27 protein-coding genes and 3 pseudogenes are annotated in these 21,560 nt (G+C 63.1%); 19 read left to right on the forward strand and 11 right to left on the reverse strand.

Annotated features, from left to right (window positions below; genetic code table 11):
• Positions 1-11: 11 nt before the first annotated feature.
• The 8 genes and pseudogenes from OKW35_RS24915 to OKW35_RS24950 form a co-directional block, all read right to left on the reverse strand.
• The gene (locus OKW35_RS24915; RefSeq protein WP_429553401.1) at positions 12-1,115 is read right to left on the reverse strand and encodes an electron transfer flavoprotein subunit alpha/FixB family protein; all 1,104 of its coding nucleotides are present in this window, start codon (positions 1,113-1,115) and stop codon (positions 12-14) included.
• Entirely contained in the window at positions 1,112-1,960 is an 849-nt protein-coding gene (locus tag OKW35_RS24920; protein WP_429553844.1) for an electron transfer flavoprotein subunit beta/FixA family protein, read from the reverse strand. Before OKW35_RS24920 ends, OKW35_RS24915 begins: the two co-directional genes overlap by 4 nt.
• A 34-nt stretch (positions 1,961-1,994) precedes the next feature.
• A complete protein-coding gene (gene nifW / locus OKW35_RS24925; RefSeq protein ID WP_429553402.1) occupies positions 1,995-2,333 on the reverse strand; it encodes a nitrogenase stabilizing/protective protein NifW in 339 nt (112 codons plus the stop codon).
• A 5-nt stretch (positions 2,334-2,338) separates the two neighbouring features.
• The gene (locus OKW35_RS24930; protein WP_165576702.1) at positions 2,339-2,491 is read right to left on the reverse strand and encodes a hypothetical protein; all 153 of its coding nucleotides are present in this window, start codon (positions 2,489-2,491) and stop codon (positions 2,339-2,341) included.
• Positions 2,488-3,624, reverse strand: coding sequence for a homocitrate synthase (gene nifV / locus OKW35_RS24935; protein WP_429553845.1), 1,137 nt, complete (start codon positions 3,622-3,624; stop codon positions 2,488-2,490). The genes OKW35_RS24930 and nifV overlap by 4 nt, the downstream gene beginning before the upstream one ends.
• 580 nt (positions 3,625-4,204) lie before the next feature.
• On the reverse strand, positions 4,205-4,579 hold the full coding sequence (erpA, locus tag OKW35_RS24940; protein WP_429553403.1) for an iron-sulfur cluster insertion protein ErpA: 375 nt from the start codon (positions 4,577-4,579) through the stop codon (positions 4,205-4,207).
• A 66-nt stretch (positions 4,580-4,645) separates the two neighbouring features.
• Positions 4,646-4,792 carry an iron-sulfur cluster assembly scaffold protein gene (locus OKW35_RS24945; RefSeq protein WP_429553846.1) on the reverse strand — a complete coding sequence of 49 codons (147 nt, stop codon included), beginning with the start codon at positions 4,790-4,792 and terminating at the stop codon, positions 4,646-4,648.
• Positions 4,772-5,118: pseudogene (locus OKW35_RS24950) on the reverse strand (aminotransferase class V-fold PLP-dependent enzyme); the annotation flags it as partial. The pseudogene OKW35_RS24950 and the gene OKW35_RS24945, both read right to left, overlap by 21 nt.
• A 384-nt stretch (positions 5,119-5,502) precedes the next feature.
• Here OKW35_RS24950 and OKW35_RS24955 point away from each other — a divergent pair.
• From OKW35_RS24955 to OKW35_RS25030, 16 genes and pseudogenes are all read left to right on the forward strand, one after another.
• On the forward strand, positions 5,503-5,670 hold the full coding sequence (locus OKW35_RS24955; protein WP_429553404.1) for a hypothetical protein: 168 nt from the start codon (positions 5,503-5,505) through the stop codon (positions 5,668-5,670).
• Positions 5,671-5,817: 147 nt separating this feature from the next.
• A pseudogene (locus tag OKW35_RS24960) lies at positions 5,818-6,255 on the forward strand (sigma 54-interacting transcriptional regulator); the annotation flags it as partial.
• Complete coding sequence (nifB, locus tag OKW35_RS24965) at positions 6,192-7,787, forward strand: nitrogenase cofactor biosynthesis protein NifB (RefSeq protein WP_429553405.1); 1,596 nt, start codon at positions 6,192-6,194, stop codon at positions 7,785-7,787. The pseudogene OKW35_RS24960 and the gene nifB, both read left to right, overlap by 64 nt.
• Before the next feature lie 41 nt (positions 7,788-7,828).
• Positions 7,829-8,023, forward strand: coding sequence for a 4Fe-4S binding protein (locus tag OKW35_RS24970; protein ID WP_429553406.1), 195 nt, complete (start codon positions 7,829-7,831; stop codon positions 8,021-8,023).
• Positions 8,024-8,073: 50 nt separating this feature from the next.
• A complete protein-coding gene (locus OKW35_RS24975) occupies positions 8,074-8,478 on the forward strand; it encodes a HesB/IscA family protein (protein WP_429553407.1) in 405 nt (134 codons plus the stop codon).
• Positions 8,479-8,493: 15 nt separating this feature from the next.
• The gene (locus OKW35_RS24980) at positions 8,494-9,075 is read left to right on the forward strand and encodes a hypothetical protein (protein ID WP_429553408.1); all 582 of its coding nucleotides are present in this window, start codon (positions 8,494-8,496) and stop codon (positions 9,073-9,075) included.
• Positions 9,072-9,908 carry a 4Fe4S-binding leucine-rich repeat protein gene (locus tag OKW35_RS24985; RefSeq protein WP_429553409.1) on the forward strand — a complete coding sequence of 279 codons (837 nt, stop codon included), beginning with the start codon at positions 9,072-9,074 and terminating at the stop codon, positions 9,906-9,908. Before OKW35_RS24980 ends, OKW35_RS24985 begins: the two co-directional genes overlap by 4 nt.
• Entirely contained in the window at positions 9,901-10,281 is a 381-nt protein-coding gene (locus OKW35_RS24990) for a nitrogen fixation protein NifZ (protein ID WP_429553410.1), read from the forward strand. Before OKW35_RS24985 ends, OKW35_RS24990 begins: the two co-directional genes overlap by 8 nt.
• On the forward strand, positions 10,278-10,553 hold the full coding sequence (locus OKW35_RS24995) for a nitrogen fixation protein NifZ (protein ID WP_184062976.1): 276 nt from the start codon (positions 10,278-10,280) through the stop codon (positions 10,551-10,553). The genes OKW35_RS24990 and OKW35_RS24995 overlap by 4 nt, the downstream gene beginning before the upstream one ends.
• The gene (locus OKW35_RS25000) at positions 10,550-10,921 is read left to right on the forward strand and encodes a hypothetical protein (RefSeq protein WP_429553411.1); all 372 of its coding nucleotides are present in this window, start codon (positions 10,550-10,552) and stop codon (positions 10,919-10,921) included. Before OKW35_RS24995 ends, OKW35_RS25000 begins: the two co-directional genes overlap by 4 nt.
• A gap of 77 nt (positions 10,922-10,998) precedes the next feature.
• Entirely contained in the window at positions 10,999-11,322 is a 324-nt protein-coding gene (locus tag OKW35_RS25005) for an aminotransferase class V-fold PLP-dependent enzyme (protein ID WP_429553412.1), read from the forward strand.
• Between the two features lie 97 nt (positions 11,323-11,419).
• Entirely contained in the window at positions 11,420-11,638 is a 219-nt protein-coding gene (gene nifT, locus OKW35_RS25010; protein ID WP_007177241.1) for a putative nitrogen fixation protein NifT, read from the forward strand.
• Position 11,639: 1 nt separating this feature from the next.
• On the forward strand, positions 11,640-11,918 hold the full coding sequence (locus OKW35_RS25015) for a hypothetical protein (RefSeq protein ID WP_102630868.1): 279 nt from the start codon (positions 11,640-11,642) through the stop codon (positions 11,916-11,918).
• Positions 11,905-13,068 carry a DegT/DnrJ/EryC1/StrS family aminotransferase gene (locus tag OKW35_RS25020; protein WP_429553413.1) on the forward strand — a complete coding sequence of 388 codons (1,164 nt, stop codon included), beginning with the start codon at positions 11,905-11,907 and terminating at the stop codon, positions 13,066-13,068. Before OKW35_RS25015 ends, OKW35_RS25020 begins: the two co-directional genes overlap by 14 nt.
• A gap of 10 nt (positions 13,069-13,078) precedes the next feature.
• The gene (locus tag OKW35_RS25025) at positions 13,079-13,921 is read left to right on the forward strand and encodes an SIR2 family NAD-dependent protein deacylase (RefSeq protein ID WP_429553414.1); all 843 of its coding nucleotides are present in this window, start codon (positions 13,079-13,081) and stop codon (positions 13,919-13,921) included.
• A 55-nt stretch (positions 13,922-13,976) separates the two neighbouring features.
• Positions 13,977-14,264: pseudogene (locus OKW35_RS25030) on the forward strand (2Fe-2S iron-sulfur cluster-binding protein); the annotation flags it as partial.
• 333 nt (positions 14,265-14,597) lie between these two features.
• Here OKW35_RS25030 and OKW35_RS25035 read toward each other — a convergent pair.
• The 3 genes from OKW35_RS25035 to OKW35_RS25045 all read right to left on the reverse strand — a co-directional run bounded on the left by OKW35_RS25035 (position 14,598) and on the right by OKW35_RS25045 (position 16,130).
• Positions 14,598-14,834 (reverse strand): FmdB family zinc ribbon protein, encoded by a 237-nt coding sequence (locus tag OKW35_RS25035; protein WP_429553415.1) that lies wholly within the window; start codon positions 14,832-14,834, stop codon positions 14,598-14,600.
• A gap of 18 nt (positions 14,835-14,852) precedes the next feature.
• A complete protein-coding gene (locus tag OKW35_RS25040; protein ID WP_429553416.1) occupies positions 14,853-15,161 on the reverse strand; it encodes an ArsC/Spx/MgsR family protein in 309 nt (102 codons plus the stop codon).
• Positions 15,162-15,455: 294 nt separating this feature from the next.
• Positions 15,456-16,130 (reverse strand): OmpW/AlkL family protein, encoded by a 675-nt coding sequence (locus tag OKW35_RS25045; RefSeq protein ID WP_429553417.1) that lies wholly within the window; start codon positions 16,128-16,130, stop codon positions 15,456-15,458.
• 640 nt (positions 16,131-16,770) lie between these two features.
• Here OKW35_RS25045 and hemN point away from each other — a divergent pair.
• From hemN to cyoB, 3 genes are all read left to right on the forward strand, one after another.
• Positions 16,771-18,174 carry an oxygen-independent coproporphyrinogen III oxidase gene (gene hemN, locus OKW35_RS25050; protein WP_429553847.1) on the forward strand — a complete coding sequence of 468 codons (1,404 nt, stop codon included), beginning with the start codon at positions 16,771-16,773 and terminating at the stop codon, positions 18,172-18,174.
• A 478-nt stretch (positions 18,175-18,652) separates the two neighbouring features.
• Complete coding sequence (cyoA, locus tag OKW35_RS25055; protein ID WP_429553418.1) at positions 18,653-19,549, forward strand: ubiquinol oxidase subunit II; 897 nt, start codon at positions 18,653-18,655, stop codon at positions 19,547-19,549.
• Between the two features lie 3 nt (positions 19,550-19,552).
• The gene (gene cyoB, locus OKW35_RS25060) at positions 19,553-21,559 is read left to right on the forward strand and encodes a cytochrome o ubiquinol oxidase subunit I (protein ID WP_184053481.1); all 2,007 of its coding nucleotides are present in this window, start codon (positions 19,553-19,555) and stop codon (positions 21,557-21,559) included.
• The last annotated feature ends 1 nt before the right edge of the window (position 21,560 follow it).

A 21,560-nucleotide genomic window follows, 5' to 3' on the forward strand; every position in this document is an offset into this window, starting at 1 on the left:
CGTGATTCTCCTCAGGCAGCCTGCTCGCGGCGCCGGGTCAAATGCTCCACAAAAGCCTGCTTCAGCGCGGGCAACACTTGCAACGCATTGCCGACAATCCCGTAGTGTGCAAAATCGAAGATGGGTGCGTTCGGGTCGGTGTTGATCGCCACGATCACGTCTGCGCTTTCCATGCCCACGCGGTGCTGGATTGCGCCGGATATGCCGGCGGCGATGTAGAGCTTGGGCCGCACCGTCTTGCCGGTCTGTCCTACCTGGCGCTCCCCCTCGACCCAGCCGGCCTGCACGCATGGCCGGGTCGCACCCACTTCGCCGCCGAGCACGTCCGCCAGTTCGAACGCCAGTTGGAAGTTCTCCGGGCTCTTCAACCCCTTGCCGCCGCTCACGATCACATCGGCATAGGGCAGGTTGATCCGGTTGCTGCTCGCATCCGGGATAAAGTCGAGCAGCCTCGTGACGATGTCCGTCTCGATCATCCCCAGCGTTCCATGGACGATGTTGCCGGTGCGTTCGGCGTCGCGCAGCGGCATCGGCATCACGCGCGGGCGCACCGTCGCCATCTGCGGACGGTACGCGAGCGTCATGATCGTGCACAACAGCGAGCCGCCGAAGGTGGGGCGCGTCGCCGCCAGCGCCCGCGACGCGGGATCGATGTTGAGTTCGGTGCAATCGGCGGTCAGCCCGGTCAGCAAGGTCGTCGCTACGGAGCCGGCGAGGTCGCGGCCCATCGACGTCGCGCCCAGCAGCAGGATCTCGGGCTGATGCCGGTTGACGAGGTCGGTCAGCCCTTTCGTGAACGGCTCGTTGCGATAGCCTTGCAAGACCGGGTCGTGGACGATGTACGCATCGTCCGCGCCGTAAGTGAAGGCTTCTGCGGCGAACTGTTCGAGCGGTTCATTCGCGCCGCCGAGCACCGCGATGCCCACTCGGCTGCCGAGCGTGTCGGCCAATTTGCGCGCTTCACCGAGCAGTTCCCACGAGACGCTGTGCACGTGTCCACGGTCGTGCTCGATAAAGACCCAGACGCCTTTGTAGGCCTTCAGGTGTTCCGGCAGTTCGAGGTTGCGTCCTGCGCGGCCGGCGGGTTTCTTCGCGGTGGCGGCGGGTGCGTTCATGACCCCTCCTTCATCAGCAGGTCAGCTTCCAGGGTAGGATGGCGCGTGAAGATCTTTTGCAGCAGGTTCACCGACACGTCGCACAGACTCGATGCGTCGAGGTCGAGCATCTCCGCTTTCTCGCTGCGCGGCGTCGGTCCAAAGACTTTTCTGACCGCTGTCGGCGAGCCCTTCAGGCCGATCTTGCTGAGGTCTTCGATGCCGGCCTGTTCGCAGTTCCATTTGTGCACCGGATAGCCGGCCGCATGAATCATCGCGGGCAGCGTCGCAAAACGCAGTTCGTTGGTGTTCTCCAGCATTGTGATCAGGCACGGCAGCGCAGTCCTGAGCACCTGCACGCCGCCCTCGGCGCGTCGCTCGACGGTGATCGTGCGCGCATCGAGAACGGTCTCGACGATGCGCGACACGTAGGTCAGCAGTTGCAGCCCGAGGCGTTTCGCGATACCGGGGCCCACTTGCGCGGTGTCGCCGTCGATCGTCTGCTTGCCAGTGAACACGATGTCCACCGCCTGCTCCTTCGCGATCTGCTGGATACCCGCTGCCAGTGCGTACGACGTAGCGAGCGTATCCGCGCCAGCGAATGCACGGTCGGTGAGCAGCACGGCGTCGTCCGCGCCGAGGCTGATGCACTTGCGCAGCGCTTCCTCGGCCTGCGGCGGGCCCATGCAAAGCAACGTGACCTTGCCGCCGAAGCGGTCCTTCAGTCGCAGCGCCTCTTCGAGTGAAAACAGGTCATACGGGTTGACGATCGCCGGAACACCTTGGCGCATGATCGTGTTGGTGACCGGATGAACGCGGATCTGCGTCGAGTCCGGGACCTGCTTGATGCAGACGACAATGTGCATGGTCTTAACGATGTGCATGGTCTTGGTCCACCTGTCAGGCAAGGGTGCGCGCGGGCAGCGACGCGCGCAGACTGTCGAGTGAAACGTGCTGCTGCCCATTTGTGTCCCGGAACATCTTGAACACTTTTTCCTGCGCCGGCGTGGAGGTGACGAAGTCGCCGTAAGCCTTCAGCAGCAGCGCGTGATATAACGCGAACAGGGCGGGTTCGTCGCCTTCCGGCAGCGCGTCCTGTTGCTGGATGTACTGAAAGAAGCGCTTGAGGATGTGCAGTCGACTCACGTTGACGACCTTCTGGTCGAACGGAATGCCGAAGAACTGCATGAAGTCCTCGGCTGAGGACAGCGCCTTGAGTTGCTGGATAAAGCTTTCCATCGCGTTTACTCCTTGCAAGCGGATGAGGATAGGTGTGGACAGAACGTCGGCTCGGCGAAGTACTTGTCGCAGGCGCCGCTGGTGGCGCACGGCGTCGTCGTGCCCGACTGTTCGGGTCGCGCGACGCACTTCGTGAAGCCGACCACAACGCCGCTCATGACAATTCTCCGACGGTGTAGCGCAACTCGATCAGGAAGCGATACAGGTCGGCGGCGCTGGGCGTTTGCTTGTGCTGGGTGGCATGGTGGCGGATACGGGTCAGCAGCAGCACGAGCAGCTTTTCACTGACGGCCAGGCCGAGCGCGTCATAAGCCCGGCGCACGCTTTGCGAACCCGAATGCTTGCCGAGCACGACCGAGCGTTCGCGACCGAGTTCGGCGGGATCGAAGCTCTCGTAGGTCGATGCATTCTTCGCGAGCCCGTCTGTGTGGATGCCGGACTCGTGCGTGAATACGCTGGCGCCGACAATGCTTTTGTTAAGCGCGACCGGGCGTCCTGAAGCCCGTTCGACAAGCCGCGAGATGCTCAATAGCGCGGTCGCGTCGACGCCGGTGTTGCGACCCATGATATGGCGCACGCCCATCACGATCTCCTCCAGCGCGGCATTTCCGGCGCGTTCGCCGAGACCATTGACAGTGGTGTTGGAGTGGGTTGCGCCGGCGCGCAGTGCGGCAAGGGTGTTCGCGGTCGCGAGCCCGAGGTCGTTGTGCGCGTGGATTTCGATTTCCAGATCGACCGCGTCGTGCAATCGCGCAATCGCTTCATAGGTCGAAAACGGATCGAGGACGCCGAGCGTGTCCGCAAAGCGGATGCGTTGCGCGCCGCACTGTTGCGCGTGCCGCGCCACGTCGGCAAGGAACGAGGGGTCCGCGCGCGAGGCATCCTCCGCGCCCAGCGAAACCTTGCGGCCGCTTTTGACGGCGGCGCTGATCACGCGATTCACCTGCGCGAGCACCCACGAGCGCGGCTGGTGCAATTTGTGTTGAAGGTGGATATCGGACACGGGAATCGACAGGTGAATGATGTCGGGATTGCAGCACAAGGCCGACGCCAGGTCCGCGTCGGTGAGACGGCCCCAGACCATCAGATCGGCGTCGAGATTCAGCGCGACGATGGTCTGGATGCAATCGATTTCCTCGGCACCCATCGCGGGGATACCGATCTCCAGTTCCGGTACGCCGGCGCTTGAGAGCGCCTCGGCAATCGCGCATTTTTCGGCAACCGTGAATGCGACGCCAGCGGTCTGTTCGCCGTCGCGCAGTGTGGTGTCGTTGATGACCGGATTCGACACGGGAAGTTGTCCTTTAGGCATTTGATCCATTTGATCATACGGTTTGCAAGTACTGCGCCATGCACGGTTAGTGCGAATAGCCGCTTGCCGCGGGGCTTTCCCGTGTTCGCTCGCGCTGTGATGAAGCGGTTCCAACGAAGACCTGTCGCGAATGTCCTGTTTCGAACAGCCAGGTGGAGCGATGAACACGGCGCTGCAGAAAGCGATGCGCGATGCGATGGGCGTGGTCAGCCAGGACGTGCGGACGCGGTCGGCGCGATGCAAACGCTGTGGGGATTGGCTATCCATAGGAACGGCGATGCGGGAAGGTAAACACAGGCGGCGACTATCAGCGCGGCTATGCGCTCGCGGCGATGACCGCTATGGCGCTTGAAGAGGCCGCACAGCGCTAAGGACGCATGCCCTCAACGCTCACGCGCGAGGTCGCGCGTATGTGGCGGCAGTTTGATCGTCAGGTCGGCGTCGCGCAGCTTTACGCAGCACGCGAGACGCAATTGCACGTCAAGGCCCCATGCATTGTCGACCTGGTTGTTCTCGTCGTCGTCGGGAGGCGCCAGTCAGTGAGATTTTCATGATTGCCTCACACGGAAAACGAACTGCCGCAGCCACAGGTGCTCTGCGCATTGGGGTTGTGAATGACGAAGCGCGAACCTTCCAGGCCGTCTTCGTAGTCGACGCGCGCGCCGGGCAGGTATTGCTGGCTCATCGAATCGACCAGCAGCGTGACGCCGTCCGTGACGGTCTGCATGTCGTCGTCCGCCACCTGGTCGTCGAACGCGAAGCCGTACTGGAAGCCCGAACAGCCGCCGCCGGACACGTACAGCCGCAGCTTCAGGTTGGGATTGCCTTCTTCCTCGATCAGCGAAGCCACTTTCGCAGCGGCCTGAGGCGTGAATTCGAGTAGACGGGGCATGACGCCGGGTGTGGCGGAAGCCGGTTGGGTGAGCGTTTCCATGGAGGTTCCTCTCAGGCTTGAATGGACTCACTTCGGGTTAGACGAGCAGGTCGGTTGCTCGGCGAATTACAGGTCGTCGGCTGCTGCGCCTCGAATCGTCTGGCGCGAGCGAAAGTCAGACACGGCCGCCTTGATCGCGTCCTCGGCGAGAATCGAGCAGTGGATCTCGACCGGCGGCAATGGCAGTTCCTCGAGGATCTGATGCGTGCACAACGTCCCCGAGCCCATGCCGCGCTCGTGGACGCCGCCGTGCATTTGGCACGCGATCCGCATGCGCGGCCGAAGCTCCACATACAGCGCGCCAATGTCTTTGGAGCCGTCGATCTTGTGAGCCGAGGACGACATCAGATCGACCGGCAGAGCGGCGAGATCGGCACCTTGCCGGCGGCCTGCGCGCTATCCACGTGCGGCAGAATGCCCCGGGCGCGGCGGGGCGCGCCGATTGCGGCGATGTCCTGGATCACGCCCGTCTTGTTGTTGACGAACATCACCGACGCAAGCACGGCGCCCGGCTGGAGCGCTGCTTCGAACATGGCGAGACCGGTACTGACGCGTTGGAAATCCGACATCGCAGGCTCCTGAAAGCGGGGTAATGCGACCTTCAGGGCAACTTCCATGCCAGTGGATTTTCACGCTCTAGTGGCCTCTTTCAGCTGGGCCGCTGTTGTTTCGCTGTTGTTTTTGTGTCGATGCGCCCGACGAGTGAGGATTGCCGCCGTTCTTTTTGTCGGATTTGTCGTTACGCGCGCGGGATTGCCATGCGCGATGGCTGGCGTAGAAATGCGCTTACTTCAAACGCTGTGTCTTTGCGTCGATCGTGCGCCTTGCGCTGGTACATCGAAAGCGCTCAGCGCACGAAGGGGAAGTCAATGGTGAACATTCAGGCAAGCGTTGCCCGGCAAGCGCTGGACGGCATCTACTAGGTGAGCAAGACGCTGGTTTCGGCGCTCGATGTGGCGAAAGCCTTCCGCGAGTCCCTGAACTATCTTGTGCAGACGATGGAGTGGCGGCGCGCCTTTGTGGTGCTGGCCGAATCGGACGGGCAACTGCGCGGCCTGAGCGCTACGGGTCTTTCGCGTGACGAGCAGTAGGGTCTTCAGTTCCGGCCCGGCGAAGGCACCGTCGGCCGCGCGTGAAGGAGCGGCATTGGGGTGATCGTGCCCAACGTGAACGATGAACCGGCGCTCCTGTTCGCATGGGTGGCGCGGTCCAGATAGCAGCGAGTCGTTCGTCGCGACAATTGTGCGGCGTTGATGGAGTGCCTACGGGAAAGCGGGCTGTTCGGCCACGAGAACGGTGCGTTCACCGGCGCGGAGGGGCCAAGTAAGCGCTGCTTCGAACTGGCGCACGGCGGTAGGCTGTTCCTTGACGAGATCGGCGATATCTCGCCGTCGTTTCAGGCCTCGCTGGTTCAGAACATGCTGTCCGGGTCGTGCGAGATTTGTCGCAACACCGACACGACGCAACGAAATTGTAGGGATACGTCGCGCGCCGGGATCAAACAGAACTGCGAAATATATCCTAACCCATTGATTCCTGGCGTTCTTGTCGAGTGGCATGGATCTGGCTCTATGGCTTGCGCGCGGCCGCCGTTGGTTGCGAGGAGATATCCATGCAAGCGAGTTCAAATGCGAGCGACTTGCCCGCAGCGGCCTATATCAGCGTCGGGCAGATAAAACCGCTCGGCGTGAAGATCGAAGACCCGTCCACCGGTGGCGGCTGCGGCACGCACGGTGGCGAGGGTAAGGCCAGCTGCGGCGCGTCGGGTAGTCTCGACGACATGCCGCCGGACATCTGGGAGAAGGTCAAGAATCACCCATGCTACTCGGAAGAAGCCCATCATCACTATGCGCGCATGCATGTGGCGGTGGCGCCGGCTTGCAACGTCCAGTGCAACTACTGCAACCGCAAATACGACTGCGCGAACGAGTCGCGTCCCGGCGTGGTCTCTCAGAAGCTAACGCCGCAACAGGCAGTGAAGAAGGTCGTGGCGGTCGCAAGCGAGATTCCCCAGATGACGGTGCTTGGCATTGCCGGTCCCGGTGATTCGCTGGCGAGCCCGAAGAAGACCTTCGAGACGATCCGGATGCTGCAGGAACAGGCGCCGGACATCAAGCTGTGCCTGTCGACCAATGGCTTGGCGTTGCCCGACCTCGTGGACGAAATCTGCAAGTACAACATCGACCACGTGACAATCACCATCAACATGGTCGACCCGGCGGTGGGCGAGAAAATCTATCCGTGGATTTTCTGGAAGCACAAGCGCGTGACCGGTTACGAAGCAGCCTGCATCCTTCATGACCGGCAGATGAAGGGTCTCGAGATGCTCACCGCACGCGGCGTGCTGACCAAAATCAACTCGGTGCTGATTCCCGGCATCAACGAGGAGCACCTGATCGAGGTCAACCGCGACGTCAAGAAACGCGGCGCGTTCCTGCATAACATCATGCCGCTGATCTCGGAGCCCGAGCACGGCACTCACTTTGGCCTGAGCGGCCAGCGCGGACCGACTGCGCAGGAACTCAAGGCCGTGCAGGACGCCTGCATGGGCGGCGCCAACCTGATGCGTCATTGCCGCCAGTGCCGCGCGGATGCGGTTGGCCTGCTGGGCGAGGACCGCAGCGAGGATTTCACGCTCGACAAGATCGAGCAGATGGAAGTGGTCTACGACCTCGACCGCCGCCGTGAATACCAGCAGCGCGTCGAAGCCGAGCGTCAGGCGCAGCACGACGCGAAGCAAGAAGCGCTGGCTGTCTCTCGCGAGATCGACGTCGCCGACGACATGAAGGTGCTGGTGGCGGTCGCAACGAAGGGCGGCGGCCGGGTCAACGAGCACTTCGGCCATGTCACGGAGTTTCAGATCTTCGAGGTCTCGGCAGCCGAAGTGCTGTTCGTCGGCCATCGCCGGGTGGACCTGTATTGCCGGGGCGGTTACGGCGACGACGAGCAACTACCGTCGGTCGTGCGCGCGCTCCACGACTGCCACGCGGTGCTGGTCGCGAAGATCGGCGCCTGCCCGAAAGACGAACTGGCGCGAGCGGGCATCGAGCCGGTCGATCAGTACGTCGGCGAATTTATCGAAAAAGCGGTGCTTGCTTGGTTCAACGACTACCGCAGTCGCATCGCCAGCGGCGCCATCGTGCACCGGGACCGCGGCGATGCTTCGATCCGCCAGGGTGCTTACACCTCGTCAGCCTCAGCGGCGTGACACCCCCACACCCTTCCAGACAGGACAACAGGAGAGCCTCCATGCCTCTGAAGATTATTGGGTCCACCTGTACGGGATGCTCGGCCTGCGAACCGGAATGCCCCAATGTCGCGATCAGCGAGAAAGGCGGCGTGTTCGCGATCGACCCCAAGAAATGTACCGAATGCGAAGGGCACTTTGACGACCCGCAGTGCGTCGCCGTGTGTCCCGTGGACGGCTGCATCGTTCAGGTTTGAGTCTGGCTCGTGGCCGGGCCGGCCATTCATCCATCAGGAGACTACGCATCATGCTGTCCAACGTAACTGTTACGAGCGCCGCCGAGAAGTTCATGCGTCGTATCGTGCGCTTTTCGGGCCTGCCGGCTGGCGCCGGCTTTCGTCTGGTGGTGAGCGCCGGCGGCTGTTCCGGCTATACCGCGAAATTCACCGCCGAGCCGGCGCTGCAACCAGGCGAACAGGAACTCGACATCAACGGCCTGCGCGTATTCCTGCCGGCTGAGAGCCGGCTGATGCTCGAAGGCATAACGATCGATTTCGCCGACACGCCAACCCAGTCCGGCTTGATCTTCTTCAATCCGAACCAGGCCGCTTGTGGTTGCAGCAGTGCGGAGTCGGCGCCGCCGGGCGTGGCGACCATCGATGTCAGCGCGATTGGCCGCGGGCGGCTGCCGCTGCCGCGTCAGATCTCCTGAAGAGGAGCGATGGCGATGGAGTCTGGCGACCGTGCCCTCGACGACGCAATGACCGCGTTTGCGCAGAGCGCGATTGGCGGCGGCTTGCCGTCAGGCGTCAATGCATTGATCGCCGAGGCGGGTCGGCTGCGCGAGCGCCCCGACGAGGCGCTCGCGCTGTTGCAACGCGCCCGAGCCGCCGCGCCGCGCCATCCGGTGCCGTTGATCGCGCTGTACCGCTTTTACTTCTACGGCCATCAATTGGCGCAGGCGCGTGCGATCGGCGAAGACGCGCTGGCGGTCGCTCGCACCGCGCTGGGCTCAAATTTCGGCGACGAACCGCTTGCGGCCGCGATCGTGACCACGCGTTATGACGCGGTCGCGCGTTTTTATCTGTTCACGCTGAAAGGCCTCGCGTACCTCAACATGCGTCTCGGCGACTTTGAAGAAGCGCGCATGCTACTGCGCGAATTGCGCCGGCTCGATCCCGAAGACCGGGTGGGCGGCGCGCTGCTTTCGCAGGTCTTGGATCGTCATGAGACCGGCGTCGGGTCCGACGATGCAATGGATGCGCTGAGTGAGTATCCGACGCGCGGCTGGACGGGGACGCAACCATGAGCGTACAGAACGTGCGCGTACCAGGCGGCGACATTGCACCGCGTCGCTGGCAGGGCGGCCCGCTCGACTGCGCCGGCCGCGGGTATGTGCGGTTCCGCGAATTGCCGGCGGAGCACGGTTGCGGGCCAGGTCACGCGTGCATGCAGGATGCGTACGCGCGCCGCATCGAGCGCTTCTTTCACTGGCATCCTGAACTGGCCAACGAGCAGCTTGCGCATCCGTACTTCGAGGTGCGCGCAATCGCCGCGAGTCACGCCGATGTCTTTTGTCTGCCCGCATTGCTCTGCGACCCGGACGAGATGGTCCGGCTGCAGCTCGCGTTGCGATTGCCGCAGGCGCAACTGGCGCGCCTGATCCACGATCCGCATCGCGAGGTGCGGATTCGCGTGGCGCAGCGCCTGTCGTCTGCTGCATTGGTCGGCATGCGGGGCGATTCCGACTACGGCGTGCGCGAATCGGTGGCGCAGCGTCTGCCGCTCGCGCTGCTGCCGCAGATGATCGGCGACCCTGATCGCGTAGTCCGGATGCGACTGGCCGAGCGTCTTGAGATGCCCACGCTGCTGCGTATTGCCGACGACAGCGAGGCCGAGGTACGCCGCATCGTCGCCGAGCGTCTGCCCGCGACGCTGCTATCGCGCCTCGCGTTCGATCCCGATTGGCGAGTGCGCTGGGAAGTCGCGGGGCGCGCCGCTGGCGAAATCGTGGTGTCGCGGGTGGACGACGCGGACGAAGAGGTGCGCGCGCTCGCGCGGCAGCGCCGGCAGTCGGGCGAGGTCGCGAACCTGATGACCACTGGACAGACGCAACGATCAGCGGGAGTGAAGCATGGCTGACATCAACCGCGACGACGACCTGATCGAGGTCGCGTTTCCCCCGCGCTTCAACTACGGCGAGCGCGTGATCGCACGCGCGGTGATCCGAAACGACGGCACCTACAACGGCAAGGACATCGGCGAAGTGCTGGTGAACAAGGGCGAGTTCGGCTACGTCACCAGCATCGACACCTTCCTTCAGCGGTTCTATATCTACGCAGTGGAGTTCGTCGAGAGCGGCCACCGTGTCGGCATGCGCGCGAAAGAGCTATGCACGCTCGACAACCTGCCGGACGAAGTGCTGCAAGGCTTGGGCGAGCGGGCCGAAGCGCTGCACAAGATCGGCACACGGGTCCAGCCGGAAACGTCGCAACCGCAGGAGCCGTCAGCATGAGTATCGAACCGGTTCAGCCTGCTTATCAGTGGGGCATGCGCGTGATCGCGCTGGATGACCTGTGCAACGACGGCAGCTTTCCGGAGCGCGGCCAGGACGATTGTCTGGCCGAGGCGGGTACGGTCGGCGAAATCGTCAACGTCGGCCGGGTGGTTGAGAGCGGCGAGCCGGTCTATCTGGTGGAGTTCGGCAACTGTGTCGTCGGATGCACGGAGAATGAAATTGCGCCCGCACCCGCCGGCCTGCTACCCGAAGAAGGAGCCATGTCATGACGGTTCAGGCGAGCGCGCCAGAAGCGGCGCCGCCGCGCGACGGTTTGCGCGCGGGCCGCCCGTTCGACCTGACCCAGCGCCAGATCGAGCAAGCGTTGCGCGAGCGTACCCGCTACCGCTATGTGGTGCCGCGCGTGCTGCGCGATGGGCAGGGGTTCCGTGTCGAGAGCCCGTGCTGCTCCCGCAATGTCGACGCGAATGGCGGGCTGATCGACATAGCCTGGCTCACGCGCGATGAAGACGGTATGTGGCACCTGAGCGCGCGCGATCATGCGTCGCACCGATGGATGCCCCAGCATGAGAGCACCAATCTGGCCGAGCTGCTGGACACGCTGTGCATCGATCGCGAATGCGTGTTCTGGCCGTGAAGCAAACTAACGGAGCCGGGCGACGATCTATCTCGACCACAACGCGACCATGCTGCCAGCCTCCGCCGTGGCAGGCGATGCTGTCCATCTTGACGGATGTGTGGGGCAACGCGTCGTCGCAGCATGCCGTCGGGCAGAAGGTGAAGGGCACGCTCGCTGCGGCCCGCGCGACGATCGCGCGAGCGCTCGGTTGCAAGCCCGCAGAGTTGATCTTCACCAGCGGCGCCACCGAAGCCAATCACCTGGCCGTGTGCGGGCTGCGCGCGGCGGCGCCGGAGGGCCGGCACCGTGGCGTATTCAGCGCGATCGAACATGCAGCGCACCTGAAGCTGGCGCGTGCGCTGGCTGCACGCGGCGGTGCGGCTGTCGCTCGGCGAAATCACTACGGCGCAGGACATTGAGTACGTGCTCGCCCATCTGCCACCGTTGCTTCGTCCACTGCTGGAGGAAGCAGCGCATTCCGCTTGAACCTGTCATCAATCTCCGGAGTCCGCAACCATGAAAGTCATGATCCGCAAGGACAGCAAGGGCGCGCTGAGCGCCTACGTGCCAAAGAAGGACCTGGAAGAGCCCATTGTCGCGATGGCGCAGCCCGGGATGTGGGGCGGTCTCGTCACGCTCGCGAACGGCTGGCAACTCGAATTGCCCGCGATGGCCGACGATACGCCGCTGCCGATCACGGTCGAAGCGCGGCGCATTGCTGGCGTGGAGGAGTGAGATGAGCCTGAACGCCGAGCAATTGGACTTCGCGGCGGACCTGCTCCGCACGGCACCGACGCTACGCGACGCCGCCGCGCAATGGCACGAACGTTATCCCGAGGTGCGCACAATGCATGTCAGCGCAACGGTGATGCGCGACGAGACAGCAGCGCTTCGGTTCGGTGTGCGCAGTATCTATTTCGCGATGTCGGCCGGGCATTGCAGGTCCATCACGCAGCGGCCTGAAGAGGCCGATGCGTTGATCCTGACCGAGGAGAAGGCGCATGGAAATCGATGAGATCGCGCTGAGCGAACCGGCTTGCGCCGCGCGCGAGATCGATCTCGTCAACGCGGTGCTGCAATCCTCGCGTTGGAGCGACGGGCCGATGCTTGATTCGTTCGAGCGCGCCTTTGCGGGCTGGGTTGGCCGGGAGTATGCGGTCGCGGTCGCGAGCGGCACGCTCGCCACCTGGATTGCGTTGCGCGCGATGGGGATCGGCCCGGGAGACGAGGTGGTCTGCGCGTCGCACGCCTGGCATCAGGTGGCGCAGGCGATCACGCTGGCGGGAGCCGTGCCGGTGTTCGCCGACATCGACTACTGGAGCGGTTGTCTGAGCGCCGAAAAAGCCGCGCAGAAGATCGGCCCTCGCACGCGCGCGATCCTCGCCGGCAACACCAACGGCCACCCGGCCGCGTGGGCGCTGCTGCGCGAACTGGCCGACGCGCAGCGCTTGCGGCTGATCGAAGACAGTACTGAGGCGTTGGGCTCGCGCTACCGGGGCCGCAACGTGGGCTGTTTCGGTGACGTATCTGTGTTCGACTTCTCCAGCCCGTCCGCGCTGTGCACAGGAGCGGGCGGCATGCTTGTCACCGACGATGACGAACTCGTCCATGAACTGCGCTATCTGCGCGAGCGGCGCGTCACGGACCGCGCGTCCGTCTCGGTCGGCTCGTGGGTGCCGCTGCAGGCGGGCATCAGTGATCTGACCGCCGCGCTCGGTCTCGCGCAACTGGCCGAACTCGACACACGCCTCGCGCAGCGAAAGCAGGTCGAGACCTGGTATCACGGAGAGATGCAAAGCTTCGAAGGGATCAAGCCGGCCTACGTGGCCGAGGACGTCGAAGAAGTGCACTGGATGCTCTATGTTGTGCATTTGGGCAAGCGTTTTACGCAGAGCGCGCGCGCCCAGATGATCGACGACATGAAATCTTGCGGCATTGAGACGGTGGCCTACAGCCATCCGCTGCATCAGCAGTTTCACTACATGAACGCGGGCGATGCGATCGGCCGCAAGAGCGGCCTGTTGCCCGACACCGAGCGCATCGGCGATCGCGCGCTGGCGCTGCCGCTGCACACGCTGCTCGACACCGACCAGGTCAAGTACATCGTCAAGACGCTGAAAGACACCGCGACCAACGTGGGCGCCGGCGCCGCCATTTATCTGTGAGGCGCACTCCATGACCGTTTCAGTCCAGACCATCGCCGAACGCCTGTGTGCGGGCGGCGTCATTCCGTACCTGGGACCAGCGCTGCTCGCGCTGTGCCCCGATACGGCCGTCCCTGCCACGCCGCTCGCGCTCGCCGAAATCATCACGGCCAAGGTCAGCGTGCTGCACAAGATCCGCACCCGGCTGACCCAGGCGGCGCAGTTCATCGAGAACTTCAAGCATCGCAAGTCGCTGGTGAGCGTCATGAATGAGGCCTTCGCAATGACGCCGACGCCGTCGGCACTGCATTGCGCGCTGGCGGCGATCGGCGCCGGGCTGGTTGTCGACAGCTGGTACGACGACACCTTCGCCTGCGCGCTGGCGCAGGCGCGGCCGCAGGGCGGCTGGGCGCAGTTGCAGGGGCTGTCGCAGGCCGAGCATTTCGGCCATTGGTTCGCGGCCTATAGCGCAGACGGCGCGTTGCTGGATGACGTGCCGGCCTCGGGCGCGCTGCTCTACAAGGCGATTGGCGGCCGTGCGCCGGCCTCTAACTACCTGGTCTCTGACAGCGACTTCGTCGAAGTCATGACCGAGATCGATATCCAGACGCCCATTCCGCCCGCCGTGCAGGCGTGGCGCAGCGGTCGCAGTTTTTTGTTTCTGGGCTGCCGTTTCGACGACCAGCTCACACGCAGTTTCGCGCGCCAGATCATGAAGCGCTCCTCCGACATGCACTGGGCCGTGCTGCCCGACGAACCGACGCGTATGGAGGCGCGCTTCCTCGAAGAGCAGGGCATCACGTGCATCGCGATGCCGCTGGGCGGGTTCGCCGAAGCGTTGGTGGATGCCTTGCAACCCGCACTGGCCGCGTGAAGCGTGGCCGCTATTCATCGTTCTTCATCCGTAGCCTTTTATCAAGATCGCCATCATGACCACACTGACCGTACTGCCTTCGGGCAAGACCTACGACGTTGCCGCCGGCGCGACCCTGCTGCAGGCACTGCTCGCCGTAGGCGAGAGCATCGAGCACAAGTGCAACGGCAAGGCCGACTGCGGAACTTGCCACCTGTTCGTACAGGAAGGGCGCACGAGCCTGTCGAAGATCCAGCGGCTCGAAAACGACAAGCTCGATAGGCTCGTCGGCATCGGCTCCAAGTTGCGCCTCGCCTGTCAAGCCGTGCTGGCCGCAGAGCCGGTGACCATCGAACTGCTGACTTCGTCTGAGCGGCGAGATGACCGCGGTCGAATCGCTGGTGGTCGACGTGGCCATCGTCGGCGCGGGTCTAGGCGGCCTCGCGCTGGCGCGCGTACTGCATGCGCAGGACGTTTCCGTCGTGGTCATCGAAGCGCGCGAGGGCGAGGGCGGCCGTGCTGACGCAATGTTGCGAAGCCACGCGTCGAGATACGGGCAGATGCCCTTCGCGCGTTCCAGCAGGCTGTCGGCGGTGGCCTGATCCAGCGTGCCGGCCATGAAGACGGTGAGACTGAGTGCCATCCCGTAGGCGCCCTCGAGGCTCATCTACATCGACAGCGCGATTCCCCGTTGGGCTCAGCGCAGCAGCTTGCGGCGCTCGGCCGGCGAATAGTTGCTGAGGTGCCCTTCGCGCGCCGCCCGACGCCGCGCGCAGGAGATGATCGCGCGGCTCTTGCCGGGCGAGGCCGGCGCGCTGACCTGCTTGTCCAGCGCGGTGCCGCCGCATTGCGGGCAGACGGGCGTGTGGCCGGCGCGCACCAGCGTTTCGAATGCGTGGCCGCAGGCCACGCAGCGGTAGTCGTACAGGGGCATAGTGATCAGATCTCCGTTTCAGGTGGATGGGGCGCAGCGGATCGCCCGTTGGTGCGAGCTGTGGTCCGTCATTGCGGCGCAGCCTTCGTACGGCATGTCCGGGGCCGGTGCTTGCGCGCCGAGCCCGATCCAGGTGTTCACCAAGGCCGCATTGAAGCCGACCATGCGGCGCTCGTCGCATTGCATCAGCGGCCGGCGGATCAGCAGCGGCTCGGCCAGCAACAGCGCCAGGGCGACGTTGGCGTCGATCGTTTCCGGCACCACTTCGCTCGACTTGATGCGCGGTGCCGCGCGGTAGAACTTCTCGCTGACCGGCCGCGGCGCCATGAAGGCCCGCAGCGTGCGGCGATCCAGAGCCAGCTCAGTAGGTTGCGCACGTCGAGTGTGTGGCCGGCTATGCGCAGCAGGGCTTACTGGCGCGCATTGCCGGAGCAGCGGGGTTTTTGGGTGAGGTGGGCCATTGCCGGGGTTTTCAGGTTTGACGCAGCAGTTGCAGGCAGTCGAGGCTAGCCGCCATGTCCATGGCAGTGAAGTCGTCCTGGTAACGCACAGCCGGATCGGCGACCAGCCTGAGCAGCGTGCGCACTTACTAACAACGGAACGGGACACTAGCTGCGCTCGCTAGAACTTCATCCCGACGCCTATTCCCAGTACCAGTGGGTCGATGTCCAGTCGGCCCAATGAACTGCCGCCGACCGAGGCGTCCGTGTGCATCCAGATCTTCTTGATATCCGCGTTGAGAAAGACGGTCTTCGTGATCTGCACGTCGACGCCAGCCTGCACCGCCGGACCGAAGCTGCTGCGTGACACCTGGATGCCTTCGGATCCCGCGCTCAGGCCGTCGTTGTAGAAGTACGTGTAGTTGACCCCCGCGCCGACATACGGTCGGATCATGCCAGCATGGTTGAAGTGATATTGCAGCAGCAGCGTCGGTGGCAGCACGTTCACGCCACCGAGATCGCCGAGGCCAGACGTCACGTGGTGCCGCGAGGTGGCGAGAATCAGCTCGATGCCGATCGCGTCGCGGATCATATAGGTCAGGTCCAACTCCGGCACGAGTGCGTTATTGACACCCACGCCGAGCGACGACAACGTGCCGCTGGTGTGTACTTCGGGCTCGATCGAGATGGCACGCAGACGCACTAGCACGTCACCGGCGTGGATCCCATCCGCCGGCACCTCGCCTGCCATCGTGCTTCCGTTCGCGCTTACGTCATCCGCGTATGCCCGCACTTTGAACAAACCGGTAGCGCACAGGCTTGCCACGATCATGACGGCCTTAATCATGTGCTTCATCGCTTTCCCCTTTTTGATGTATGCGGGGAATTGTCGACGCGCAAATCAGGGCTGCCCTTGCGCAGGATCAACCGGTCCCGATCCCGAAGTCAAGATGCGACATCGGGTCACGCGTAGGAATGTCGAGATAGCGGGAGCCTTGAGGCCGGACTATTGGCCTTCAACCGCATTGACTGGTACCCAAGATGTTTCTCGCACCCGGAGACACCGATTTCGCAGCCATTGCCGGACTGGCTGCAGCCGCCGAACGGCACAGCCATGCGCGATGCTTCGCAGTTGAGATCAATCTGGCGGGTGCGAACATCAACACGAGCTCGCCGGGGCGTGCCGTCCCGTTGCCCGGTCGAAGGCACGTAATTTCAGGCGGCCGGCTTCGCGAGATTGCGCGCCTGAGCGTAGCGCTATTCCAGAACGAACGTCCGTGTATATCACGAACACGTCCCGCGCCTCGCCTCTCAACTACACAGGACTATCGCGCTCACGACACCTCGTATTGACACAGATCAGCGCTTTCCGGGCTCCATGCAGGACAATCGGGGCAACCGTGTTCACCGCGTTGTCCGCGCGGAAGGTTCTGGAGATGGGGATGAAGAAACGAATACACCGCGAAGCAGACTATCAGCCGAAGCAGCGCACGCGGATGCGGGAAGCGGCATCCCGAACGCCTGACAGTCCGGAGATTCCCGCGGAGGTGGTTCGCCACTTCGACCGTTCGGGGCCTCGCTACACCTCATATCCCACCGCAGATCGATTTCACCCCGGGTTCGAGGAGCGGGCATACGAACGTCAGCTTGCCGCTCGTGCTACTGCCGAGAACAATCCGCCGCTCTCGCTATATGTTCATCTGCCGTTTTGCAGATCACTCTGCTACTTCTGCGCATGCAACAAGGTCATTACGCATGACCATGGCTGCAGCGCTCGATATCTGAGCTACCTCGTTCGTGAGATGGACCTGGTCGCGGCACATCTCGGACCTGACCGGCGAACCGTGCAGCTGCATCTGGGAGGTGGAACGCCGACCTTCTTCCCTGTTGCCGAGCTCGAAGAGCTTGTCCAGCAACTGCAGAACCGCTTCGCGTTCTCGATCGACGCAGAACTTGCCATCGAAATTGATCCGCGAACCGTCAGCACCAAAACGCTTTCACCACTCGCGCGCCTCGGCTTCAACCGAGCGAGCTTCGGCGTACAGGACTTTGCTACCGACGTTCAGCAGGCTGTCGATCGCATCCAGCCACTCGATGTGGTGGAACGCGCACTCAGCGGCGCACGCGATGCGGGATTTCCCTCAATTAACGTCGACCTGATCTACGGTTTGCCGCAACAGACTGTCGCCAGCTTTGCCCACACACTGGACGAGGTGATCCGGCTGGCGCCCGATCGCGTCGCGCTCTACAACTACGCGCACCTGCCAGACCGCTTCAAGGCCCAGCGATTAATTGACGCAGCCCGATTGCCATCGACCGAGGAGCGCCTGCGCATATTTATGCTCTCGGCCCAGCGCTTCCTCGATGCCGGATACATCTATATCGGTCTCGACCATTTCGCCAGACCCGACGACGAGCTGAGCATTGCGTTGCGCAACGGTAGCCTCCACCGCAATTTCCAAGGCTACACGACGTACGCGGAGTGCGATCTGGTCGGCTTCGGTGTGTCGGCCATCGGCAAGATCGGCAGCGCTTACAGTCAGTCGACGAGCTCGTTGCAAAGCTACTACCGATCACTCGACGAAGGCCGGCTGCCGGTCGAACGCGGAATTGCCCTATCGCCTGACGATGCGTTGCGTCGGGAGGTGATCATGACGCTCATGTGCAGCGTGCCGCTGAATTTCGCTGCGATCTCGCTAGCGCATCAGATCGACTTCGTCCGCTATTTCTCAAGTGAGCTTACCGCCCTGGAACCATACCGGGAGGCGGGACTGGTGAGCATCGATGGAAACGGCATCTCGATTCCCCCAAAAGACCGGTTCTTCGTGCGCGCAGTGGCCATGGTGTTCGACGGTTATCTGGAGCGCCCCTCGAGCGCGTCCTGGTCAAAACTGATCTAGCGGCACGACCGTCGGTGGCTGGCGCAAACAACGCGACGAGAAGTGTTCGTCGAACTCCGAAATAGCAACGCCAAGGTGCGTATTCGCTGATCCGGATCAGATTGTCCCGCGCATCGAGAATGCTCCGAGCGTTGCATTACCCGCAAACCGCACCGTCAGCAAGGTGTCCCCCTATTCACACGTGCGCCGTAAAGTCTGTCCTTCGTTCCGCGCCACGTGCCCCGTTACGACCCTCGATTTCCAGATCGAGGCCATCCCTCGCAGCCTAGCTCTGCTTCAGTTCAACCATGAAGACATGGGCGATCGCCTGATTGAGCCCGCGCACTGCGTCAGTGAACCGCACCCCGCCGCTCTGTTCATCCTTGATCGACATCAATCACAAAGCTGGCCGGTTGTCGCACCATGACGCTGCGAGTGTGATGCCGCATGCGTCAAGCCAGCTTCAGGTCAAAAAAGCCACAACCCAGATTTAACCACTATGACAGACAGAAAAGCCTTAAGGAAAGGGTCGATAGCCATCGTCGCAACATTGAGCACCTGTCTATCGGGATGTGATCTGACTGTGCTTGATCCTAAAGGGAGCGTCGGCGCGGCCGAGAAGTCGCTGATCGCCACCGCCACGTGGGCGATGCTGATCGTCGTGATCCCGGTGATCCTGCTAACGCTGTTCTTCGCGTGGCGCTACCGTGCGTCGAACCGTCACGCGGTCTATGCACCCAAATGGGCGCACTCGACGGCGATCGAGATCGTCGTCTGGATGATCCCCGCCCTGATCATCCTGTACCTCGGTATCCTGACGTGGCGCACCACGCATGAGCTCGACCCGTACCGGCCGCTGCAGTCGAGCGTGAAGCCGATCGACGTCGAGGTGGTCGCGCTCGACTGGAAGTGGCTCTTCATCTACCCGGACCTCGGCATTGCGTCGGTGAACCAGCTCGCCGTGCCAGTCGATACGCCGGTGAATTTCCGGATCACGTCGGACTCGGTGATGAACTCATTCTTCATCCCGCAACTCGGTACCCAGGTGTATGCAATGGTCGGAATGCAGACCCGTCTGCACCTGATCGCGGATGCACCGGGAAATTTCGAAGGCATGTCCGCCAACTTCAGCGGCAAGGGATTCGCCGACATGAAGTTCCGCACGCTCGCGACGAGCGCCACCGACTTCGACGCATGGGTGCGGAAGGTCAAGGCTTCGCCGGACCGCCTGAGCATGGACGAATACGCCGAAGTCGCGAAGCCGAGCGAGAAGCAGTCGGTACGCTACTTCTCATCGATCGACCAGTACCTGTTCCGCAACATCGTTGCCCGATACAACAACGGCAACGTCACGGCCTTCCGCGACGCCGCCTGTCGCACGCAGACCACGGAGTAAGCCATGTTTGGAAAACTCACGCCCGGCGCGATTCCGTTCGATCAGCCGGTCATCATGGGCGCGGCCGCGTTCATGGCGCTCATCGTGCTGGCGGTCATCGTCACGCTCACGAAGCTCGGCCGCTGGAAGTGGCTCTGGACCGAGTGGCTGACAAGCGTCGATCACAAGAAGATCGGCATCATGTACATCATCGTCGCGGTGCTGATGCTCGTGCGCGGTTTTGTCGACGCCGTAATGATGCGGCTTCAGCTCGCGATCGCGTTTCACGGCCCCGGTTACCTGCCGCCGCACCACTACGACCAGATATTCACCGCGCACGGTGTCATCATGATCTTCTTCATGGCGATGGCGCTGATGGTCGGCCTCTTCAATCTTGTCGTGCCGCTGCAGATCGGCGCGCGCGACGTCGCCTTCCCGTTCCTGAATTCGCTGAGCTTCTGGATGACGGCGATCAGCGCGATCCTGATCAATCTGTCGCTCGTGATCGGCGAGTTCGCGCAGGTCGGCTGGCTCGCGTATCCACCGCTCTCGGAGCTGCAGTTCAGTCCCGGCGTCGGGGTCGACTACTACATCTGGAGTCTGCAGCTCTCCGGCGTCGGTACGCTGATTACCGCGATCAACTTCTTCGTGACGATCGTCAAGCTGCGCGCGCCCGGCATGACGCTGATGAAGATGCCGGTGTTCACGTGGACCGCGCTGTGCTCGAACGTGCTGATCATGGCAACGTTCCCGATCCTAACCGTGACGCTCGCACTGCTCGGCCTCGACCGCTACGCAGGCATGCACTTTTTCACAAACGAGCTCGGCGGCAACGCGATGCTGTACCTGAACCTGATCTGGGCGTGGGGCCACCCGGAGGTGTACATCCTCGTGCTGCCCGCGTTCGGCATCTACTCGGAAGTGATCGCGACCTTCGCGAAGAAACCGCTGTTTGGCTACAGAACGATGGTCTACGCGTCGTGCGCGATCACGGTGCTCGCATTCCTCGTGTGGGCGCACCACTTCTTCACGATGGGTTCCGGCGCGGACGTGAACGCGTTCTTCGGCATTATGACGATGGTCATCGCGATCCCCACCGGCGTGAAAATCTTCAACTGGCTGTTCACGATGTACCGCGGTCGCATCGAGTTCACCGCACCCGTGCTGTGGACGATCGGCTTCATGGTCACGTTCACGATCGGCGGCATGACGGGCGTGATGATGGCGATCCCGGGCGTGGACTTCGTGTTGCACAACAGCCTGTTCCTGATCGCGCACTTTCACAACGCGATCATAGGCGGCGTCGTGTTCGGCTATCTCGCAGGCTTCCATTACTGGTTCCCGAAGGCGTTCGGCTTCAAGCTTAACGAGAAGCTCGGCAAGCGGGCGTTCTGGTGCTGGTTCGTCGGCTTCTACGTGTCGTTCGTGCCGCTCTACGTGCTCGGCTTCATGGGCATGACCCGGCGCCTGAATCACTACGACAACCCGACCTGGCATCCCTGGCTGTTCGTCGCCGCATGCGGCGTGGTGCTGATCGCACTCGGTGTCGTGCACCAGATCGCCCAGGTCGTCGTGAGCGTGATCCATCGCAACGAGCCGGAATACGGCGACCTGACGGGCGACCCGTGGAACGGCCGCACGCTCGAATGGGCCACCTCGTCACCGCCCGCTGTCTACAACTTCGCGCGCATACCGGTCGTCCACCAACTCGACGCGTTCGCGCACATGAAGGAAAGCGGCGCAGCAAATGCCGCACTGGCGCATTACGAGGACATCCACCTACCGTCGAATACCGCGGACGGGTTCCTGATCGGCGCATTCAGCCTCGTGCTCGGCTTCGCCGGCGTCTGGCACATCACGTGGCTCGCCGTGCTGGCCTTCGTCGCGATCGTCGCCGCGCTGATCGCGCGTAGCTTCCGCGACGACCATGGCTACGTGATTCCGGCCTCCCGCGTGCGCGAAATCGAAGCACGACGCGGCAGCGCACCCACCCCGGCCGCTCTTGAATTACCCGAATCCGCGGAGACCTGAT

The organism is Paraburkholderia sp. MM5477-R1 (genome assembly GCF_050436385.1).
In the GTDB taxonomy this organism is placed as follows: domain Bacteria; phylum Pseudomonadota; class Gammaproteobacteria; order Burkholderiales; family Burkholderiaceae; genus Paraburkholderia; species Paraburkholderia tuberum.

Bases quoted from the DNA above. Each gene is read 5' to 3' on its own strand.
- OKW35_RS25005 (WP_429553412.1), top strand. From the start codon at position 10,999: ATGCTGTCCATCTTGACGGATGTGTGGGGCAACGCGTCGTCGCAGCAT.
- OKW35_RS24980 (WP_429553408.1), top strand. From the start codon at position 8,494: ATGGAGTCTGGCGACCGTGCCCTCGACGACGCAATGACCGCGTTTGCG.
- OKW35_RS24995 (WP_184062976.1), top strand. From the start codon at position 10,278: ATGAGTATCGAACCGGTTCAGCCTGCTTATCAGTGGGGCATGCGCGTG.
- OKW35_RS24970 (WP_429553406.1), top strand. From the start codon at position 7,829: ATGCCTCTGAAGATTATTGGGTCCACCTGTACGGGATGCTCGGCCTGC.
- nifB (WP_429553405.1), top strand. From the start codon at position 6,192: ATGCAAGCGAGTTCAAATGCGAGCGACTTGCCCGCAGCGGCCTATATC.
- OKW35_RS25015 (WP_102630868.1), top strand. From the start codon at position 11,640: ATGAGCCTGAACGCCGAGCAATTGGACTTCGCGGCGGACCTGCTCCGC.
- OKW35_RS24985 (WP_429553409.1), top strand. From the start codon at position 9,072: ATGAGCGTACAGAACGTGCGCGTACCAGGCGGCGACATTGCACCGCGT.
- cyoB (WP_184053481.1), top strand. From the start codon at position 19,553: ATGTTTGGAAAACTCACGCCCGGCGCGATTCCGTTCGATCAGCCGGTC.
- OKW35_RS24975 (WP_429553407.1), top strand. From the start codon at position 8,074: ATGCTGTCCAACGTAACTGTTACGAGCGCCGCCGAGAAGTTCATGCGT.
- cyoA (WP_429553418.1), top strand. From the start codon at position 18,653: ATGACAGACAGAAAAGCCTTAAGGAAAGGGTCGATAGCCATCGTCGCA.
- OKW35_RS24915 (WP_429553401.1), bottom strand. From the start codon at position 1,115: ATGAACGCACCCGCCGCCACCGCGAAGAAACCCGCCGGCCGCGCAGGA.
- OKW35_RS25040 (WP_429553416.1), bottom strand. From the start codon at position 15,161: ATGGCGCCGCGGCCGGTCAGCGAGAAGTTCTACCGCGCGGCACCGCGC.
- erpA (WP_429553403.1), bottom strand. From the start codon at position 4,579: ATGGAAACGCTCACCCAACCGGCTTCCGCCACACCCGGCGTCATGCCC.
- OKW35_RS24990 (WP_429553410.1), top strand. From the start codon at position 9,901: ATGGCTGACATCAACCGCGACGACGACCTGATCGAGGTCGCGTTTCCC.
- OKW35_RS24930 (WP_165576702.1), bottom strand. From the start codon at position 2,491: ATGAGCGGCGTTGTGGTCGGCTTCACGAAGTGCGTCGCGCGACCCGAA.
- hemN (WP_429553847.1), top strand. From the start codon at position 16,771: ATGCGGGAAGCGGCATCCCGAACGCCTGACAGTCCGGAGATTCCCGCG.
- OKW35_RS25045 (WP_429553417.1), bottom strand. From the start codon at position 16,130: ATGAAGCACATGATTAAGGCCGTCATGATCGTGGCAAGCCTGTGCGCT.
- OKW35_RS25000 (WP_429553411.1), top strand. From the start codon at position 10,550: ATGACGGTTCAGGCGAGCGCGCCAGAAGCGGCGCCGCCGCGCGACGGT.
- OKW35_RS25025 (WP_429553414.1), top strand. From the start codon at position 13,079: ATGACCGTTTCAGTCCAGACCATCGCCGAACGCCTGTGTGCGGGCGGC.
- OKW35_RS25035 (WP_429553415.1), bottom strand. From the start codon at position 14,834: ATGCCCCTGTACGACTACCGCTGCGTGGCCTGCGGCCACGCATTCGAA.
- OKW35_RS24920 (WP_429553844.1), bottom strand. From the start codon at position 1,960: ATGCACATTGTCGTCTGCATCAAGCAGGTCCCGGACTCGACGCAGATC.
- OKW35_RS25020 (WP_429553413.1), top strand. From the start codon at position 11,905: ATGGAAATCGATGAGATCGCGCTGAGCGAACCGGCTTGCGCCGCGCGC.
- nifT (WP_007177241.1), top strand. From the start codon at position 11,420: ATGAAAGTCATGATCCGCAAGGACAGCAAGGGCGCGCTGAGCGCCTAC.
- nifW (WP_429553402.1), bottom strand. From the start codon at position 2,333: ATGGAAAGCTTTATCCAGCAACTCAAGGCGCTGTCCTCAGCCGAGGAC.